This is a genomic window from Pseudomonas sp. JY-Q (assembly GCF_001655295.1).
GTDB lineage: Bacteria > Pseudomonadota > Gammaproteobacteria > Pseudomonadales > Pseudomonadaceae > Aquipseudomonas > Aquipseudomonas alloputida.
Window position 1 is genome coordinate 3,039,852 of sequence record NZ_CP011525.1, and the last position, 19,117, is coordinate 3,058,968.

Here is a 19,117-nt window from a genome sequence, read left to right on the forward strand (position 1 = left end):
CAACAAAAACAAGAGCGACAGATGCCATGCGAACCCTTGATGTACACCCGATCATCGACAATGCGCGCTTTTCCCCGTTTCACTGGATGGTCATGGCCTGGTGCGGCCTGCTGCTGATTTTCGACGGCTATGACCTGTTCATCTACGGTGTGGTACTGCCGGTCATCATGAAAGAGTGGGGCCTGACCCCGTTGCAGGCTGGTGCACTGGGCAGCTATGCGCTGTTCGGCATGATGTTCGGCGCCCTGGCCTTCGGCAGCCTGGCCGACCGCATCGGGCGCAAGAAGGGCATTGCCATCTGTTTCGCCTTGTTCTCGGGGGCGACCATCCTCAACGGCTTTGCCAGCAGCCCGAGCGAGTTTGGCATCTACCGCTTCATCGCCGGCCTGGGCTGTGGTGGCCTGATGCCCAACGCCGTGGCACTGATGAACGAATACGCGCCCAAGCGCCTGCGCAGCACGCTGGTGGCGATCATGTTCAGTGGCTATTCGCTGGGCGGCATGCTGTCGGCAGGTGTCGGCATTTTCATGCTGCCGCGTTTTTGCTGGGAGTCGATGTTCTTCGCCGCAGCGGTGCCTCTGCTGCTGTTACCAGTGATTCTTTATTACCTGCCTGAATCCATCGGTTTCCTGGTGCGCCAAGGCCGTATCGAGGAAGCACGCTCACTGCTCAAACGGCTGGACCCGGACTGCGATGTCCAGGCCGATGATGTGCTTCAGGCGGCCGACCGCAAAGGCAGCGGCGCTTCGGTGCTGGAACTGTTCCGCAATGGCCTGGCGATTCGCACCCTGGCGCTGTGGGTTGCGTTCTTCTGCTGCCTGCTGATGGTCTACGCCCTGAGTTCCTGGCTGCCAAAGCTGATGGCCAACGCCGGCTACAGCCTGGGCTCAAGCCTGTCATTCCTGCTGGCCCTGAACTTTGGCGGCATGGCCGGGGCAATCCTCGGCGGCTGGCTGGGCGACCGCTACAACCTGGTCAAGGTGAAGGTGGCGTTCTTCATTGCCGCCGCACTGTCGATCAGCCTGCTGGGGGTGAACAGCCCGATGCCGGTGCTGTACCTGCTGATCTTCATTGCCGGCGCCACCACCATTGGTACGCAGATTCTGCTGTATGCCGGCGCGGCGCAGATGTACGGCCTGTCGGTGCGCTCTACCGGCCTGGGCTGGGCCTCGGGCATCGGCCGTAATGGCGCCATCGTCGGCCCGCTGCTGGGCGGTGCGCTGATGGGCATCAACCTGCCACTTCAACTCAATTTCATCGCCTTCGCCATTCCTGGCGCCATCGCCGCGCTGGCCATGGCCGTGCACCTGGCCAGTGGTCGGCGCCACGCCCAGGCCCTGGCGGCGCAGGCCTGAACCGAACAGAACAAGACGAGGTAACCCCCCATGACCGTGAACATTTCCCATACTGCCGAGGTACAGCAGTTCTTCGAGGAGGCCGCAGGCTTTGGTAATGCGGCCGGCAACCCACGCCTCAAACGCATCGTGCAGCGCCTGCTGCAGGATACCGCGCGGCTGATCGAAGACCTGGACATCAGCGAAGACGAGTTCTGGCACGCCGTCGACTACCTCAATCGCCTGGGCGGTCGTGGCGAGGCCGGGCTGCTGGTGGCGGGGCTGGGCATCGAACACTTCCTCGACCTGCTGCAGGATGCCAAGGACCAGGAGGCAGGGCGCGTTGGCGGTACCCCACGCACCATCGAAGGCCCGTTGTACGTGGCTGGCGCACCGATTGCCCAAGGTGAAGTGCGCATGGACGACGGCAGCGAGGAGGGCGTGGCCACGGTGATGTTCCTGGAAGGCCAGGTGCTGGACCCGCACGGACACCCGCTGCCGGGTGCCACGGTCGACCTGTGGCATGCCAATACCCGTGGTACCTATTCGTTCTTCGACCCAAGCCAGTCGGCGTACAACCTGCGTCGGCGCATCGTTACCGATGCCCAAGGGCGTTACCGCGCGCGCTCCATCGTGCCATCGGGCTATGGCTGCGACCCGCAGGGGCCAACCCAGGAATGCCTGGACCTGCTGGGCCGTCATGGCCAGCGCCCGGCGCATGTGCACTTCTTCATCTCGGCGCCCGGGTACCGGCACCTGACCACGCAGATAAACCTGTCGGGGGACAAGTACCTGTGGGATGACTTTGCCTATGCCACACGGGACGGGCTGGTCGGGGAGGTGGTGTTCGTCGAAGGGCCGGAGGGTCGGCATGCCGAGCTGAAGTTCGACTTCCAGTTGCAGCAGGCCCAGGGCGGTGCCGATGAGCAGCGCAGCGGGCGGCCGCGGGCTTTGCAGGAGGCCTGATCCACCGAGTGGGCTGTTTCGCGGGCATGCCCGCTCCCACAGGTGAAGCCTGTGCAGTCGTTGTGGGAGCGGGCAAGCCCGCGAAGCAGCCAACACCCAAACAAGAGCCCGCCACAAAGGCCGGCCGCTGCCTTGCGAGAAGCTTCATGAAAACGCTGATCAAGGACTGCTCTGTGTCGGCCATCGTCGCCGGCAGCATTGCCACGACGATCTCCTATGCCGGCCCGTTGGTCATCATTTTCCACGCCGCCGAAGCGGTCGGCCTGTCGCACCAGCAGTTGTCGTCCTGGGTTTGGGCCGTGTCCATGGGCAGTGCCGTACTCGGTGCGCTGCTCAGCCTGCGCTACCGCGTGCCGGTAGTGATCGCCTGGTCGATCCCGGGGTCGGCCCTGTTGGTCACCGCCTTGCCGCAACTGGGCCTGGAGCAGGCCGTGGGTGCCTACCTGGTGGCCAACCTGGTCCTGCTGCTGATCGGCATCAGCGGGGCCTTCGACCGCATCATCGCGCGCCTGCCGGGTTCTATCGCTGCCGGTATGCAGGCCGGGATCCTGTTCAGTTTTGGCATCGAGGTGTTCCGCGCCTTGCCGGTGCAACCGCTGCTGGTACTGGCGATGTTCGTCACCTACGTGCTGATGCGTCGGGTGCAGCCGCGCTATGCCGTGGCTGCGGTGCTGGGCGTGGGCATGCTGGTGACCGTGGCCAGCGGTACGTTGCGCAGCGAGGCACTGGTGCTGGAACTGGCCTCACCCCAGTGGATCACCCCCCAGTTCAGCCTGGCGGCGGTATTCAGCCTGGCGCTGCCGATGGTGCTGGTGGCACTGACCGGGCAATTCATGCCGGGTATGGCGGTACTGCGCAACGCTGGCTACGCCACGCCGGCCAGCCCGCTGATCAGCGCCAGTGCCCTGGCTGGGGCGCTACTGGCGCCGTTCGGTTGCCACGGGCTGAACCTGGCGGCGGTTACCGCCAGCCTGTGCACCGGCCATGAAGCCCATGAAAACCCGCAACGGCGCTATGTAGCGGCGGTGGCTGGCAGTGTGTTGTACCTGCTACTGGGCATTGCCGGGGCCACCTTGATGTCGCTGTTCGCCGCCTTTCCCGCCGTACTGATCGCGGCCCTGGCCGGTTTGGCCCTGTATGGCGCCATCAGCGAAGCCTTGGTCCGCAGCCTGGCAGAACCGGCCGAGCGCGACGCCGGGCTATTCACCTTCCTGGTCACCGCTTCGGGGGTGGCTTTCCTGGGCCTGTCGGCGGCGTTCTGGGGGCTGCTGTTCGGCCTGCTGGCGCACGCGCTGCTGAGGCTGCGCCAACCACGTGCCCGGGAGGTGCTGCGCCGTACCCCATGAACTGCCGTTTTTCCAACGCTTTACCCATAAAAACAAGATCAAGAGAGCTTCGGAATGAACCACACCCCTTGCGTTGCCCTGGGCCTGACACTGCTCAGCCAGCCACTGCTGGCTGCCGAAGGCGGCTTCTTCGAGGACTCGAAAGCCACCCTGAGTGCCCGTAACTACTACTTCAGCCGCGATTTTTCCGACATTGTCGGGGCCAACAAACAGTCCAAGGCCGAGGAGTGGGCCCAGGGTTTCATCCTCGACTTCAAAAGTGGCTACACCCCGGGCCCGGTCGGCTTTGGCGTGGACGCCCTGGGCTTGCTGGGGATCAAGCTGGACAGCAGTCCAGACCGCACCAACACCGGCCTGTTGCCGGTGCATGGCGACGGCCGTGCTGCCGATGAGTACAGCCGCCTGGCGCCGACCTTCAAGGCGCGGATATCAAAAACCGAACTGCGTGCAGGTGAACTGCAACCGAACCTGCCGGTGCTGACCTTCAGTGATATTCGCCTGTTGCCACCCACCTATCAGGGCCTGAGTTTGAGTTCGTCCGAAATCGACGGGCTGACTATGCAGGCCGGGCACTTGAAAAGCACCCACCTGCGCAACGAAGGTGGCGACGGCAAGATGAACGCGATGCTTGGCCATGTGCCGATGCGACAGGCCGAAAGCGACGCGTTTAACTATGTGGGAGGGGACTATGCGTTCAATGCCAACCAGAGCAGCGTCAGCCTTTGGTACGGTCAGCTGGAGGACATCTACCAACAAGGCTTCGTTGGCCTGAAGCACAGCAAACCCGTCGGGGACTGGGTACTCAGCGCCAACCTGGGTTATTTCACCGCGCGTGAGCAAGGCGATGCGCTGCTGGGCAACATCGACAACCAGGCGTTCTTCTCGCTGTTCACTGCCCGGCATGGCGGGCACAGCTTCCACGCCGGCTACCAGGGCATTTATGGCGATAGCCCGTTCCCACGGGTATTCGCCAACATCTCGCCGCTGGGCAACGAGGTGCCGACCTATGAGTTTGCCTACACCGACGAACGTTCGTACCAGGTGCGTTACGACTACAACTTCGCCGCCATGGGCGTGCCGGGCCTGACAGCGACTGTGCGCTACATAACCGGTAACAATGTCGACACCGGGCTGGGTTACGAAGGGCGTGACCGCGAGCGTGACCTGGATATCGGCTATGCGGTGCAGAGCGGGGCACTGAAAGGGTTGGGGATACGGGTGAGGAACGCCATGGCGCGCTCCAACTACCGCAGTGATATCGACGAGAACCGCCTGACGCTGGTGTACACCTGGCAGCTGTTCTGAGCCTTCCAGGAGAATTGCGCATCAGGGGTGTATGGGGGTAGCGTGCGGAAACGACTCTTTCAGGAATCCCCACCTTGGACTCCATCACCCAAGCCGTACTCGGCGCGGCGCTGCAAGGGACCGTGCTCGGGCGCATCCAGGGCCGACGCTCGCTGCTGTATGGTGCAGCACTGGGCACGCTGCCGGACCTGGATGTGATCATTCGCTATGCCGACCCGGTGTCGCAGATGACTTATCATCGCGGCTTCTCTCACTCGTTGTTCGTGCTCACCGGCCTGGCCTTGCTGTTGGCCTGGCTGGTCAACAGGCGCTGGCCCGGCAAGGGGTATACCTTGCCCAGGCTTTTTGTGGCGTTCTGGCTGGTATTGGTAACCCATCCGGTGCTCGACGCCTTCACGGTTTACGGCACGCAGTTGTTCTGGCCTTTGCACACCACCCCGGAAAGCTGGGCGGCGGTGTTCATTATCGACCCGGTCTACACCGTGCCGCTGCTGGCTGCGGTGGTCTTCACCCTCATGAAGGGCGTGACCCGCAGGGCTACCCGCCTGCTGACCATGGCCCTGGTGTTCAGTACCTGCTACCTGGGTTTCGGCCTGGCGGGGCGCATGGCTGCCGAGCAGCGCTTCCAGTCGGCACTGGACCAGCAAGGTACCGTCGTGAGCGAGGTGCGTGCCGTGCCGATGGCCTTCAACAGCCTGGTCTGGCGGGTGTTGGCCAAGGCCCCGGATGGCGATTACTACGAAGGCATCAGCAGCGTGCTCGACCAGCAACCACCCGAAATGCAACGCTTGTCGCGCAACCTGGAACTGGCGCAAGCACTGAACAATGACCCTTTGCACCAGCGCTTGCGCTGGTTCACCGATGACTGGCTGCGTTATGACCAGATTGGCGACGCACTGGTGGTCACCGACCTGCGCATGGGTATCCCGGGGAATTACACCTTCCGTTTCAACATGGCTCAGCGCGATCATCAAGGGCAGTGGATGGTCGGTGTCCCTTCGCCGTGGCGAGGCAGCGGGCCTGGCTCGCTGTTCAACGCTCAAGAGCTGATGCTTATCTGGCGACGCATTGTCGACCAGCAGCCGCCACTGCCGCTGGCTAACTGGACCGATCGCTACCTCGGGCAAACGGAAGCTGCAAGGCAGCCCCACTAGATCAGGAACCTTGCATTGCCTGAAATCGCACCCATCTATGGCGGTTCGATCAGCGTCAGGAAAACACCATGGAACCCAACCGCTTCGGCGATATCGCCGCTTTCGTCAGCGCCGCGAAGGCCGGTAGCTTCACCGCTGCGGCTGCCAGCCTGGGCCTGACGCGTTCAGCGGTTGGCAAGAGCATCGCCCGCCTGGAAGCCCGCATGGCGGTGCGCCTGCTCAACCGCACTACGCGCAAGCTGAGCCTGACCGATGAAGGCCTGGTGGCGTTCGAGCGCTGGCGGCAGATTCTGGATGACCTGGACGAGGTCGAAAGCACCATGGCCCTGCGCCGCGGCAAGCCCACCGGCACCCTGCGCCTGACCGCACCGCTGTCGCTCGGGCAGCGCCATGTATTGCCTATCCTCGACCAGTACCTCAAGCAATGGCCCGAACTGCGGGCGGATATCCGCTTCACCGACCGTTTCGTTGATCTGGTCGAAGAGGGCGTGGACGTCGCCGTGCGCATCGGTGCACCTAAGGAAGACTCGCAATTGCTGACGCGCACCGTCGCTTGGCAGCAGTTCGTGACCTGTGCATCGCCTGCGTATCTGGAGAAGCGCGGTGTGCCGCAGATGCCCGGCGACCTCTATGGCCATGACAAGATCGCCTTCCTGGCGGGCGAGAAGGCCATGCCCTGGCGCTTTCACACAGAAGCGGGGCTGCACCTGTGCGAAGATCCCGGGCGGCTGAACATCGACAGTTCCGAGGCCATGCTTGACGGCGCCCGGGCCGGTTTCGGCCTGATTCACCTGCCTACCTATATCACCGGTGACGACCTGCGCGCTGGCAATCTGGTGGAGGTACTGCACGCCTACCGACCCCCGGCAGACCCCATTCGCATCGTCTACCCAAGCAAGCGCCACCTGTCCCCTCGGGTACGCGGCTTCATCGACTTGTTGGTGGCCAGCTGGGAGCCGGGCGTGCCTTGGGAATACTGATTGGGGAATGCCAGGCCCCTATGCCGGGCCTGAAACCGGGTTTATCGCTGGCGGCGCAGCATGGAAACTGGCAGCCACTGATAATCCCTCTGGAGACCCCATGACTGCACTGTCCGTACTGGATCTGGTCATGATCGGCGAAGGCAAGACCTTCGCCGATGCGATCGAAGAATCCCGCCAGCTGGCGCGGCATCTCGAGCAACAGCACTACAGCCGCTACTGGATCGCCGAACACCATGCCATGCCGGGCATTGGCTCGGCTGCCACGTCGCTGGTGATCAACGAAATCGCCAACGCCACCCGACACATTCGTGTGGGGGCTGGCGGCATCATGCTGCCCAACCATGCGCCGTTGGTGGTGGCCGAACAGTTTGGCACCCTCGATACATTGCACCCGGGCCGTATCGACCTGGGCCTGGGCCGTGCGCCAGGCACGTCCGGGCCGACCGTGCGTGCATTGCGCGGCGCCGTGCCAGAGCGAGATTTCAGCCAGGACATCGCCGAACTGCGTGATTACCTGGCGGACAACGGCAAACGCCGGGTGCGCGGCGTACCGGGTGCGCACGATGTGCCGGTGTGGATCCTCGGTTCCAGCCTGTTCGGTGCTGACCTGGCGGCGAAGCTGGGCCTGCCTTATGCCTTCGCCTCGCACTTTGCCCCGCGTTACCTGCTGCAGGCCATTGCCCATTACCGCGCCAACTTCCAGCCGTCCGCGCAACTGGCCAAACCCTATGTGATGGTTGGCATGAACCTGTTCGCCGCTGCCAGCGATGCTGAGGCGGACTACCTGGCCAGCTCCCACCGCAAGTGGATGCTGGACCTGCATGTCGGGCGCTTTGGCTTGCTGCCCAAGCCGCAAGAGGGTTACATCGAACGCTTGCCGGACCACGAGCGCGCCGTGCTCGAGCAGGTGATGGCCTGCACCGTAGCCGGAGGGCCTGAACGGGTGAGGGAAGGGCTGCGCTCGCTGATCGAGCAGACCGGGGCGGACGAGCTGATGATCGACTGCCGCATCCATGACCCGCTGGCGCGGCAGCGGTCACATGCCTATGCCGCGCAGGCGCTGGCTGAACTGGGCTGACACGACAAAAAACGGGCGCCCGCAAGAGCGCCCGTTTTTGCATCAAGCCTGCTTCAGGAACGGATAATCCGTATACCCTTCAGGCCCATTGGCGTAATCGAACTTCGCCCGGTGCTCATTCAGCGGCGCTTGCAGCCGCAGACGCTCCACCAGGTCGGGGTTGGCAATGTAGGCGCGCCCGAACGCCACGGCATCGATCAAACCCCGCCCGATGAGGTCTTCGCCTTTCTCGGCGGTGTAGGCACCGGCCGCGATGATCACCCCGGGGTAGGCGGCGCGAATGGCCTGGCGGAACTCGTCACGCAGTGGCTTGCCACCGGCCCAGTCCGGCTCGGACAGGTGCAGGTAGGCGAGGTTTCGCTTGGCCAGTTCGCGGATCAGGTACAGGCCGGCGGCTTCCTGGTCTTCGCCATTGTCCACACCATTGAAACCACCCAGCGGGAACACGCGAATACCGACCCGGTCGGCGCTCCAGTTGGCAATGGCCGCATCCACCGCCTCCAGCACAATGCGCGCACGGTTTTCAACGCTGCCGCCGTAGCGGTCTTCGCGCTGGTTGGCACTGGGGGTGAGGAACTGGTGCAGCAGGTAACCGTGGGCGGCGTGCAACTCGATGAAGTCGAAGCCGGCTTCACAGGCATTGATCGCGGCCTGGCCAAAGTCGGCGACGATGCCAGCGATCTCCGCTTCGCTGAGCGCCCGGGGGGCGGAGGTTTCCACGCGTGTCAGGTTGCCTTGCGCGTCACGCAGGGTGGTGCGTGCGTCCGCCGGCAGCGCCGAAGGGGCCACGGGTGCCTCGCCGCCAGGTTGCAGCGAGGTATGCGACACCCGCCCGGTGTGCCACACCTGCACGGCGCTGTGGCCGCCATCGGCATGGATGCCTTGGTTGATGTGCTTCCAGGCAGCGATCTGTTCGGCGCTGTGAATGCCGGGCGAGCCAGAATAGCCCTTGGCCTGGAAGGAGATTTGCGTGGCTTCAGTGATGATCAGGCCAGCACTGGCGCGCTGACGGTAGTACTCGGCCATCAGCGCGGTGGGTACATCACCCGGCTCCAGGCTGCGCAGGCGGGTGAGGGGGGCCATGAATACGCGGTTGGGCAGGGTGAGTGGGCCGATTTGCAGCGGTTGCAAGAGTTTCATTGCAGCTCCAGAGGTGGAAAACCAATGGTGCGCACGATACCGAGGTGATTGGGGAAAGGGGGGACCGGGAGCCCGGCTCAGGGCTCCCCAATGCGTCAGCTGCGCGCCAGCCGCCCACTCACATAATGCGCCACGTCATTGAAGCCCGGCGTGGACGCATGCCCTGGCGTTACCAACGAATCGATGAACGCCTCATCCTCCGCGGTAATCTTCACCGCCAATGCGCCGCCATAGGTATCCCACTGCTCCTCGGTCCGCGGCCCGACAATCGCCGAACTGACCCATTGGTTATTCAACACCCAGGCAATGGCGAATTCGACAATACCCACCCCCTTGGCCTCTGCATACGCCTGAACCTGCCGGGCAATGGTCAGCGACTCCTGGCGCCACTCCACTTCCATGATGCGTTTGTCCTGCCGCCCAGCGCGGCTGCCGGCGTCCGGCACCGCGCCCGGCGCATACTTGCCACTGAGCACGCCCCGGGCCAGCGGGCTGAAGGGTACGACGCCCAGACCATGGGCGGCGGCGGCAGTAAGCTGTTCGGGCTCGGCCTGGCGGTTGACGATGTTGTACAGCGGCTGGCTGACTACCGGCCTGGGCACGCCAAGGCGCTCGGCAACATGGCAGACCTCGGCAATGCGCCAGCCACGGAAATTGGACACCCCCCAGTAGCGGATCTTGCCCTGGCGCAACAAGTCGCCAATGGCCTGCACGGTCTCCTCCAGCGGTACCTTGTGGTCTTCGCGGTGCAGGTAGTAGATGTCCAGATAGTCCATGCCCATGCGGGTCAGTGTGGCATCCACGGCATTGAAGATGTGCTTGCGCGACAACCCGCTGCGGTTAGGCAGGCCGTCGGCCGGGCCGAAGCCGACCTTGCTGGCGACGACCCAGTCATGGCGATGGCGCGCCACGGCTTCACCGACGATTTCTTCCGAGCGCCCGGCGTTGTACACGTCGGCGGTGTCGATGAAGTTGATGCCTTGGTCCCAGGCCTTGTCGATGATGCGCAGGGCATCCTCGGTACGGGTCTGCTCGCCGAACATCATGCTGCCCAGGGTAAGGGCGGAAACCTGCAGGCCACTGTGGCCGAGGGGGCGGTAGATCATGCGCGTGGGTCCTTATGCAGTCGGCTGACCTGCCTGTTTTACACACAACCGGGAAGCATTGAAAGGCGCCCCTCAGCCAATGAGCGCCAAAGCCTCCTGCAGGCTCAAGGGGCGCTTCAGGCGTTGCGACAGCGTCGCCATGGCATCGGAGTAACCCTTGGCGATAACGGCCTCGACGCGTTCATCCACACACTGCAGGGCAACAAAATCGCCGTTTTCCGGGTCACCGACGAATTCGATCCGGTTCCAGTCTCTGGCATGGCCTAGCACTTCATAGGTACGGCCATGCTGGTAGGTCCAAAAGAACGGTACATCGGCATAACGGCGTTGTTCGCCAAGCATGTTGGCGGCGGCGATCACCCCGTGTTGCTGGGCCAGGCGCCAGTGCTCGATGCGCACCGGGCGCCCCGAGAGCGGGAACGTGGCGATGTCACCGGCGGCCCACAAACCGTCAGCTGCGCGCATTTCGGCGTCGACCCTCACCGATTTGTCTTCGCCAAGCGGCACCCCTTGAAGGAACGCGGTGGCGGGTTTTACCCCGGTGCCGAACAGCACCAAGGGGGTCTGCAGCCGTTCACCATTGGCCAGTTGCACCGCTTCGACCTTGTCCTGGCCTTCGATCCGCTCGACCTCGGTGGGGCCGTGGAAGGTGATGCCTTTTCGTTCATGCAGCGCGCGAATGCAGCGCCCGATACGCTCGCCCAATTGTCGGGCCAGAGGGACTTCGTGGCGCGAGACCACGTGCACCTGCACGCCATACTTGCGCAATGCCGAGGCTGCCTCCAGGCCGATGAAGCCGTCACCGACGATGACCACCGGTTGGCCAGGCTCGGCTGCGTCGAGCAACTGTGCAGCATCTTCCAGTGAGCGGAGGGTGAACACCCCGGGCAGGTCGGCGCCGGGAATGTCGGGGCGCAGTGCTTTACCGCCGGTTGCCAGCAGGCAGGCGTCGTAATCGATCTGCTGACCATCGGCGAGGGTGACCTGGCGCTTCTGGCTGTTCAGGGTGCGCACCTTGCCGTGCTTGCGCTGCAGCTGGCCCTTGCGCAGGGCGTCGGCTTCGAGCAGCGCGGGGACCTCGTCGGGCGGCATCTGCCCGGCAATCACGAATTTGCTCAGTGCTGTGCGATCGTAGGCCGGCTGGCGCTCCTGATCGATCCATACCAGCCTGCCCGCGAAGCCATGAGCCAGCAGGGTGGCGACGGCGGCGCTGCCGGCGGCACCGGCGCCGACCACCACGAAACAGCGGGCATCGCTGTGCCTGGGCGGTTCGCTTGCCGGCAGGGGCTGGTCATCGACCCAGACTTCATCGCCCTTGATCCACGCCTTGTAGCGGCGCAGGTCGGCGAGTGCAGGCGGCTCACAGACCACGCCATCGTCAACGGCGAACGCAGCTTTGTGCCAAGGGCAGACCAGCAAACCACCGCAAACCACGCCTTCATCAAGGGGGGCGCCTGCGTGGGGGCAGTGGCCCTGGTAGGCGTGTACCTGATCGCCTTGGCGGATGAGGATGAGTTCTTCGTTGCCGGCCTGGACGCGCAGGGGGCGGTGCTCGTCGAGCTGGGCCAAGCGGGCCACGGCGTACTGGGTCATGGGGGCTTCTCCAAAGGGGCCTTTGGAACCATTTGACGCCTGGGGCGGGAAGGGGATGCGTTGAGCTGACGATCGGTGGCGGGTGTGGATTTGGTGTGGCTTGGGTGGGCATCATTGCAGGCTTGCCCGCGCCCACAGGCTTGAAACTTGTGGGCGTGGGCAAGCCTGCGAATGCCTCAACTCACCCGTGCAGTACTCAGCGAACCCGCTCGCGTTACACGCAAGGCCACCAGGCTACCCAATACGATCAACGCGGCGAGCGAATACAGTGCGGCATCGGTTGAGCCGGTCTGGTCCTTGATGAACCCGACCAGGTACGGGCTGAGAAACCCCGCCATCTGGCCTACCGAGTTGATGATCGCCAGACCTGCCACGGCGGCACTGGCACTGAGCAGCGCAGTCGGCATTGGCCAGAACATCGGCAAACCGGTGAGCGCGCCCATGGTGGCGATCGACAAGCCAAGAATGGCAATGCTCGGGTTGCCGGCGAAGTTCACCGCAATCAGCAGGCCGACGGCGCCCATCAGCATTGGCACCACCAGGTGCCAGCGGCGCTCGTTGCGCAGGTCGGCCGAGCGCCCGCAAAGGATCATGAACACACCTGCCAGCAGGTACGGGATGGCGCTGAGCCAGCCGATCAGCAGCGGGTTGTCGAAGCCCATGCTCTTGATGATCGAGGGTAGCCAGAAGTTGATCGCGTATACGCCGCTCTGGATGCAGAAATAGACGAAGCCGAAGGTCCAGATCAGCGGGTTGGTCAACACGGCCAGCACGCTGTCGCTGGTGGTGCTCGGTTTGCTTGCAGCATCGGCCTGCAGGTCGGCAGCAATCAGTTGACGTTCAGCCGGGCTCAGCCAGGCGGCTTTCTGGTAGCCGTCACTGAGCAGGAACACCGCCAGTACGCCCAACGCCACGGTCGGCAGGCCCTGGATCAGGAACATCCACTGCCAGCCGGCCAGGCCGTGCTGGCCGGCGGCAAAATGTTCGAGGATCCAGCCGGAGAACGGCCCGCCAAGCAGGCCCGATACCGGGATCGCCGACATGAAAAGGGCCATGATGCGGCCGCGCCGGGCCGCCGGGAACCAGCGCGAGAGGTACAGCACCACACCCGGGAAGAAGCCGGCTTCGGCAGCGCCGGTGAGCAGGCGCAGGGTGTAGAACTCGGTAGGGGTGGTGACGAACAGCAGGCAGGTGGACAGGCTGCCCCAGGCGATCATCATCAGCGCGATCCAGCGCCGTGGGCCGAAGCGATTGAGGGCCAGGTTGCTTGGCAGGCCACACAGTACATAGCCGATGAAGAAGATGCCGGCGCCAAGGCCGTACACCGTTTCGCTGAATTTAAGGGCGTCGAGCATCTGCAGCTTGGCAAAGCCGACGTTGACGCGGTCCAGGTAGTTGAACAGGTAGCAGATGAAAATGAACGGAATCAGCCGCAAGGTGATGCGCCGGTACAGCGCGTTGCGGGTGGTGTCCGTGCCTTGGTCAGGGGCGGGGCTGTGTGCCATGATCGGGTTCTCTGTTGTTATGGTTTTCGCCGCGTCGCCTGTTCCGGCGCTCGCCCTGACGAGTCTCGGGGACTGCGGCTAGCCTGTCTTTGTGCTTTTGCACAGCGCTTGGCCCAGGCTGCTGTGCCCGAGCCCAAAAGCCAAACACCTAAAGGACCACGCAATGTTCGAACTCGACCATGACCTGGCGCAGGATATCGTTGACCGGGCAATGGCCATCTTGCCTTGCAACGTCAATGTCATGGACAGCCAAGGGTTGATCCTGGGCAGTGGTGAGCCGGAGCGCATCAACACCCGTCACGAGGGGGCGCAGCTGGTCTTGGCCAATGGCCGGATCGTCGAGCTGGATACCGACGCGGCCAAGTGCCTGAAGGGCGTGCAGCCCGGTGTGAACCTGCCATTGATGCTCGATGGGCGGCTGATGGGCGTGTTAGGCCTGACCGGCGACCCGCAGCAGGTGCGCACGTATGGCGAGCTGGTGCGCATGACCGCCGAAATGCTGCTGGCCCAACGCAATTTACAGGCTGACCAGCAATGGCGAAGGCAGCGCTGTGACGACCTGCTGGCGCTGTTGCTCGGCGGCAGCGGTAACGCCCCGCGCTTGCTGGACGAAGCCCGTCAGTTGGGCTTGAAACCTCAGCTGGCGCGGATACCGTGCCTGTTCGAGATTACGTCGGGGCCACCTGCCGAGGCGCTGGCCGCATGGTTGATGAGCCGTTATCCGGATAGCTGGTGCGTCAGCCCGGCCCGCCAGTCGTTGCTGTGGTGCCGCCCGGCAGGCGTGGCACTGGATGAACTGCGCCTGCTGGAACGCCTGCAACGCCACGGCTGGGACATTGAGCGACTGGCCCTGGGCAGTGCAGCGCAGAGCCTGGAGCAGTTACGCCGTGGTTACCGCCGGGTGCGTGACTTGCTGGCCTATGGCCGCGAGGTATTGCCCAGCGAACGATTGCTCAGCCTGCAGCGCTACCGGCTGCCGGCGCTGCTGTGGCGCCACCGTAACGACGATGCGCTGGACGAGCTGTTGGAGCCGTTGCAGCGCATCCGCGCCAAGGACAGCAGTGGCCAGTTACTCACCACCCTTCGCGCCTGGTGTGCACATGACGGCCAGAGCCAGTCCTGTGCCGATGCCCTGGGCATCCACCGCAACAGCCTGCGCTATCGACTGGAGCGCATAGCCGAGCTGGGTGAGGTCGACCCGCTGCGCCTGGAAGGGATGCTTAGCTTGTATCTGGGGTTGCAGCTGTTGCCCGCTGACTGAAGTATTCACTTGCCGGCGATTGGGCCAGAACAGGCAAAAAGGCATCTGCCCAAACAACCCGGCCGGCGTTTTGTGCATTTGACCGAGGCCACCTGGGCAGCCACCTGTCAGCATGCCGCTCATCAGGACAGGAGAAACCCCATGAAAATCGTCATTGCCCCCGACTCGTTCAAGGACAGCCTCGACGCTGCCGGTGTCGCCCGCGCCATCGCTGCGGGCCTGAGCGAAGCGTGGCCCGAGGCTGAACTGGTCGAGTGCCCAATGGCCGACGGTGGCGAAGGCACCATGGAGGCGATCCTGGCCGCCAGCCAGGGTGAACTGCGCCGCCAGTCCGTGCGCGGGCCATTGGGGGAGCACGTCGAGGCCGGCTGGGGCTGGTTGCCGCAAAGTCGCACCGCAATCATCGAAATGGCCCAGGCCAGTGGCTTGCAACGGGTGCCAACCGGCCAGCGCGATGCTTGCCGCAGCAGCACCTGGGGGACCGGTGAGCTGATTGCCGCAGCCCTCGACGCTGGCGCTCAGCGTGTGGTGCTGGCCATCGGTGGCAGCGCCACCAACGATGCCGGCAGTGGCATGTTGCGAGCGCTTGGCCTGCGCCTGCTGGATGCTGACGGGCAAGCGCTGGAAGAGGGCGGCCTGGCCTTGGCCAAGCTGGCCCGTATCGACGCCAGCAGTCTCGACCCGCGCCTGGCCGGGGTGCAGTTTGAAGTCGCGGCGGATGTCGACAACCCCTTGTGTGGCGCCAACGGCGCATCGGCGATCTTCGGCCCGCAGAAAGGCGCCAACCCGCAGCAAGTAGAGGCGCTGGACCACGCGCTGAATCATTTTGCCGACCATTGTGCGCTGCTGTTGGGCGCGGATGTGCGCGATTACCCTGGTTGTGGTGCGGCCGGTGGCATGGGCTTCGCTGCCCGGGCATTCATGGACGCGCAGTTCCGCCCTGGAGTGGAAGTCGTGGCTGAGCTGGCTGGCCTTGACGCCCTGGCACAAGGGGCAGATCTGGTGGTGACGGGCGAGGGGCGTTTCGATGCCCAGACACTGCGCGGCAAGACGCCGATGGGGGTGGCGCGGGTTGCCAAGCGCCATGGCGTGCCGGTGGTGGTACTGGCCGGGACCTTGGGGGAGGGGTATCAGCAGTTGTATGCCCATGGGGTCGACGCTGCATTTGCCCTGGCCAGTGGACCGATGAGCCTGGAGCAGGCGTGTGTGAATGCTGCCGAGCTGTTGCAGGCCAGGGCTTGTGATATAGGTCGGCTGTGGCGCTGCGCGAAGCGAGGCTGAACACCGTGCAGAAATGGCCTTATTGCTGCGTCTCGAACATGGCAATGAAGTTGGCCAGCGCTGGCGAAGTATTTTGGGCGCTCCATTTCATGTACAGCCCAAGCCCTGGGGCGGGCTGGTCATCGATAGGGCGGATCGGGCAAAACCGCACGCGTTCGCGCGGGGTCGAGCGGACGAACGACTCCGGCACCAGGGCCACGCCAAAGCCGCAGGCCACCAGACCCAGCAGGGTGTGGATCTGCGCCGCCTCCTGCACGACCTTGGGGTAGAACCCGGCCGACTCGCACAGCGCAACCAACTGTGCGTGGTAGCCCCCGCCCAGCGCTTGCGGGGTGAACACGAAGTCCTCATCGGCAAACTCGCGCAAGTCGACGGCCTCGTGCCGCGCCTTGGAATGGCTGGCGGGCAGCGCCATGACGATCTGCTCGTCAAGCAGCAAGCGTGCCTCCAGGGTGCCGGCCGGCAGCGGTAGCCTGCGCATGAAGCCGATGTCCGCCTCACCGGCCAGCAAGGCCTTGGCCTGGGAAGCGGATGGCATCTCGCGGATGGTCAGCTGCACGTTCGGATAAGTCTCCCGAAAGCGGCGCAAGCGGTTGAGCAGCGAATCGTAATAAGCGATGGAAATGGCCGTGATGGTCAATTTGCCGCTGACCCCCGCAGAAACGTTGCGCGCGTACTCGATCCCTTGTTCAAGTTCAGCAAGCGTGCGGTAGGCGGTGTCGAGAAATGCTGCACCCGCTGCGGTCAGGCGCACCCCGCGCTTGTTGCGCAGAAGCAGGCCGAAACCGAGCTTTTCCTCGAGCCGGTTGATCGCCTGGCTCAGCGGTGGTTGCGCCATGTGCAGGCGCTGGGCGGCCTTGTGAAAGTGCAGCTCTTCGGCCACGGCGATGAACTGCCTGAGCAAACGTGTTTCGATCATCCAGCAATCCTGCAGCGTGGCGACTCGGCGGTGATATCCATGGGATATCAAAGTTGCATGCTTTTAATATTAAGTCATTGATTTTTTTGTTGATATCGTAAGAAAGGAGAATTGAAGGTAGCCAGAAATGCCCGTTACTCACCTGGCCGGTGCGCTGTGCCGTCCCACTGATTGCACCTTGCGCACCAGCAATAGCCAGCACATCGCCACGCGCTTCAACGAACACAGCAGTGTCAGCCACCCTCGGGACCTTGGCCGTGTGCAGGTGGCCGAGCGCTGGAGCCGCATCAAGGAATGCAATTACGTGCCGGTCAAAGTGGCCAACACGCGCGCGGACCTTGGTGAAAGCCTGGTCTGGGATGAACGCAGCGGCGTGCTGTACTTTGTCGATATCTCTGGCGGGCGTATCAACGGCCTGACACCCGATGGCGAAGTCGAGTGCCTTTACGAGTCTGCCGCGCGCATTGGCGCCCTGGCGCTGACCGACCGGGGCAACCTGATTTTCACCGAGGATGCCAGCGTAGCCCTCTTCGATGTGCCAACACGCAAGGTGAGCCAGCATTCGGCATCGGTCCATCCGCGCTCGACTTACCGCTTCAACGATGGCGCCTGCGACCCACAGGGACGCTTCGTCACCGGCCTGATGGACGAGGCCCTCAGTGACAATGCCGGGGCGCTTTTTCGCTTTGACTGGCAGTTGAGCGACCAGGTGATCCACGATGACATGGGCTTGCCCACCGGCCTTGCCTGGTCGCAGGACGGCCATACGGTGTACTTCGTCGATTCGGCGGCGCGTGCGATCTACCGCGCCGAGTACCTCATCGAAGGCCGGCTGGGGGCTGTCACGCTGTTTGCCGAAACCCCCGCCGAACTGGGGCGGCCGGATGGTCTGGCGCTGGACCGCGAAGGCGGGCTGTGGGTGTGCCAGTACCATGGCAGCTGCCTGCTGCGCTACGACCGCCACGGGTACCTGACCGACCAGGTGTTGATGCCAGTACCGTGCCCCACCAGCTGCTGCTTTGGCGGGCCCGGGATGAACACCTTGTACATCAGCACCGCGCGTTACGACATGACGCCAGAAGACCTGCACCATTATCCGGACGCTGGCGACCTGTATGCCATCCGCCCGGAAACGGGCGGCGTCGCCAGGCACAGCTTCAAGGAATAAGCGGTTGCACCTGACTGGCCGGTAGCACGGCCAGATCGCCAAAACGCTGCGCCGAGTCGATGTAGCGCAGCGCCGACTTGGCGTCTTTCCAGCCCACATAGCTCATCAGCGACTTCAGTTCCCAACCATTGGCCGTGGCCCAGGTGGCGAAGCCACGCCGTAGCGAGTGGCCGGTATACAGCGCCGCCGGCACCCCGGCGCGTTCCAGCATGCGCCGCAGCAGGCCCACCAGGCTGTTGCTGTTGAGCGCGTTGTCGCCAAGGTTGCCCCAGCGGTCGAGTTTGCGGAACACCGGCCCATGGGCAATACCGGCGACTTCAAGCCATTGCAGGTAGGCAGTGACAGGGCACAAGGCCTTGAGCGCAGGGGTGCGGTGCTGGACGCCCAAGGCTTCGCGGTCGCCCTTGCTGCGTGGCAGGAAAAGCGTAATGCCGACACCGGCTTGTGCCTGGATGTGTTCGATGCGCAGGCGTGCCAGCTCATCGCCGCGAAAACCACGCCAGAAACCCAGCAACAGCAAGGCGCTGTCACGGCGAGCCCGGCGCAGGGCTGCCAAATCATGGTGCTCGCGGGCTTGTCGGGCTTCTTCTTCGAAACACGTCACAGCGGTTTGCAGGTGTTGCAGCAACAGCGGGGCGGCCTGTTTGGGCGGCGTCGGGTGCAGGGTGCGGATGCCGCGTAGCACCTGACGCACCAATGGCGCCTTGGTCGGATCGGGGAAGCCTTGGGCGACGTGCCATTGGCTGAGCGCGGCCAGGCGTTGGCGCAGGGTGCTGACTGCATGCTGGTCGGCATGATCGGCCAGGTAGCGGGCGATACTCTCGGCGGTGGCCGGGAGAAAGCCGCCCCAATGGCTTTCGAAGTGCTCGATGGCGGCCTGGTAGCTGCGCCGGGTGTTGTCACGGGTGGCGGCGCGAAGGTAGCGCTCGATATCGGTCATGGTGCGGGTGTCGGTGTGTGATCGGTACACGATAAACC

16 protein-coding genes are annotated in these 19,117 nt (G+C 64.0%); 10 read left to right on the top strand and 6 right to left on the bottom strand.

Annotated features, from left to right (window positions below; all coding sequences use genetic code 11):
* Positions 1-26 precede the first annotated feature (26 nt).
* The 7 genes from AA098_RS13795 to AA098_RS13825 all read left to right on the top strand — a co-directional run bounded on the left by AA098_RS13795 (position 27) and on the right by AA098_RS13825 (position 8,166).
* Positions 27-1,355 carry an aromatic acid/H+ symport family MFS transporter gene (locus AA098_RS13795; RefSeq protein WP_064614403.1) on the top strand — a complete coding sequence of 443 codons (1,329 nt, stop codon included), beginning with the start codon at positions 27-29 and terminating at the stop codon, positions 1,353-1,355.
* A gap of 30 nt (positions 1,356-1,385) precedes the next feature.
* A complete protein-coding gene (catA, locus tag AA098_RS13800) occupies positions 1,386-2,300 on the top strand; it encodes a catechol 1,2-dioxygenase (protein ID WP_004576272.1) in 915 nt (304 codons plus the stop codon).
* Between the two features lie 146 nt (positions 2,301-2,446).
* Positions 2,447-3,646, top strand: coding sequence for a benzoate/H(+) symporter BenE family transporter (locus tag AA098_RS13805; protein ID WP_064614405.1), 1,200 nt, complete (start codon positions 2,447-2,449; stop codon positions 3,644-3,646).
* A 54-nt stretch (positions 3,647-3,700) separates the two neighbouring features.
* Positions 3,701-4,951 (top strand): OprD family porin, encoded by a 1,251-nt coding sequence (locus AA098_RS13810; RefSeq protein WP_004374339.1) that lies wholly within the window; start codon positions 3,701-3,703, stop codon positions 4,949-4,951.
* 74 nt (positions 4,952-5,025) lie between these two features.
* Positions 5,026-6,105 carry a metal-dependent hydrolase gene (locus tag AA098_RS13815; RefSeq protein ID WP_064614407.1) on the top strand — a complete coding sequence of 360 codons (1,080 nt, stop codon included), beginning with the start codon at positions 5,026-5,028 and terminating at the stop codon, positions 6,103-6,105.
* A gap of 68 nt (positions 6,106-6,173) precedes the next feature.
* Positions 6,174-7,085: a LysR family transcriptional regulator gene (locus AA098_RS13820; protein ID WP_004374343.1), complete on the top strand. Its 912-nt coding sequence runs from the start codon at positions 6,174-6,176 to the stop codon at positions 7,083-7,085.
* A 100-nt stretch (positions 7,086-7,185) separates the two neighbouring features.
* A complete protein-coding gene (locus AA098_RS13825) occupies positions 7,186-8,166 on the top strand; it encodes an LLM class flavin-dependent oxidoreductase (RefSeq protein WP_064614409.1) in 981 nt (326 codons plus the stop codon).
* 42 nt (positions 8,167-8,208) lie between these two features.
* On the opposite strand, the gene AA098_RS13830 is transcribed toward AA098_RS13825, so the two are convergent.
* The 4 genes from AA098_RS13830 to AA098_RS13845 form a co-directional block, all read right to left on the bottom strand.
* Complete coding sequence (locus AA098_RS13830; RefSeq protein WP_004374351.1) at positions 8,209-9,306, bottom strand: alkene reductase; 1,098 nt, start codon at positions 9,304-9,306, stop codon at positions 8,209-8,211.
* 95 nt (positions 9,307-9,401) lie between these two features.
* Complete coding sequence (locus tag AA098_RS13835; protein WP_064614411.1) at positions 9,402-10,412, bottom strand: aldo/keto reductase; 1,011 nt, start codon at positions 10,410-10,412, stop codon at positions 9,402-9,404.
* Positions 10,413-10,484: 72 nt separating this feature from the next.
* Positions 10,485-12,005 carry an apoptosis inducing factor family protein gene (locus tag AA098_RS13840; protein ID WP_060545137.1) on the bottom strand — a complete coding sequence of 507 codons (1,521 nt, stop codon included), beginning with the start codon at positions 12,003-12,005 and terminating at the stop codon, positions 10,485-10,487.
* Between the two features lie 176 nt (positions 12,006-12,181).
* Positions 12,182-13,510, bottom strand: a complete 1,329-nt coding sequence (locus AA098_RS13845; RefSeq protein ID WP_012052349.1) for an MFS transporter — start codon at positions 13,508-13,510, stop codon at positions 12,182-12,184.
* 163 nt (positions 13,511-13,673) lie between these two features.
* On the opposite strand from AA098_RS13845, the gene AA098_RS13850 reads away from it, so the two are divergent.
* Both AA098_RS13850 and AA098_RS13855 read left to right on the top strand, forming a co-directional pair.
* Positions 13,674-14,771 (top strand): sugar diacid recognition domain-containing protein, encoded by a 1,098-nt coding sequence (locus AA098_RS13850; protein ID WP_060537365.1) that lies wholly within the window; start codon positions 13,674-13,676, stop codon positions 14,769-14,771.
* Positions 14,772-14,912: 141 nt separating this feature from the next.
* Positions 14,913-16,052 carry a glycerate kinase gene (locus tag AA098_RS13855; protein WP_064614413.1) on the top strand — a complete coding sequence of 380 codons (1,140 nt, stop codon included), beginning with the start codon at positions 14,913-14,915 and terminating at the stop codon, positions 16,050-16,052.
* 19 nt (positions 16,053-16,071) lie between these two features.
* Here AA098_RS13855 and AA098_RS13860 read toward each other — a convergent pair whose 3' ends face one another.
* Positions 16,072-16,971, bottom strand: a complete 900-nt coding sequence (locus AA098_RS13860; protein ID WP_004374362.1) for a LysR family transcriptional regulator — start codon at positions 16,969-16,971, stop codon at positions 16,072-16,074.
* Positions 16,972-17,098: 127 nt separating this feature from the next.
* Between AA098_RS13860 and AA098_RS13865 the strand changes: the two genes are divergently transcribed.
* A complete protein-coding gene (locus AA098_RS13865; RefSeq protein ID WP_064614418.1) occupies positions 17,099-18,139 on the top strand; it encodes an SMP-30/gluconolactonase/LRE family protein in 1,041 nt (346 codons plus the stop codon).
* Here the strand turns inward: AA098_RS13865 and AA098_RS13870 are convergent.
* On the bottom strand, positions 18,129-19,109 hold the full coding sequence (locus AA098_RS13870; protein ID WP_079732525.1) for a site-specific integrase: 981 nt from the start codon (positions 19,107-19,109) through the stop codon (positions 18,129-18,131). The genes AA098_RS13865 and AA098_RS13870 overlap by 11 nt on opposite strands.
* Between the last annotated feature and the right edge of the window lie 8 nt (positions 19,110-19,117).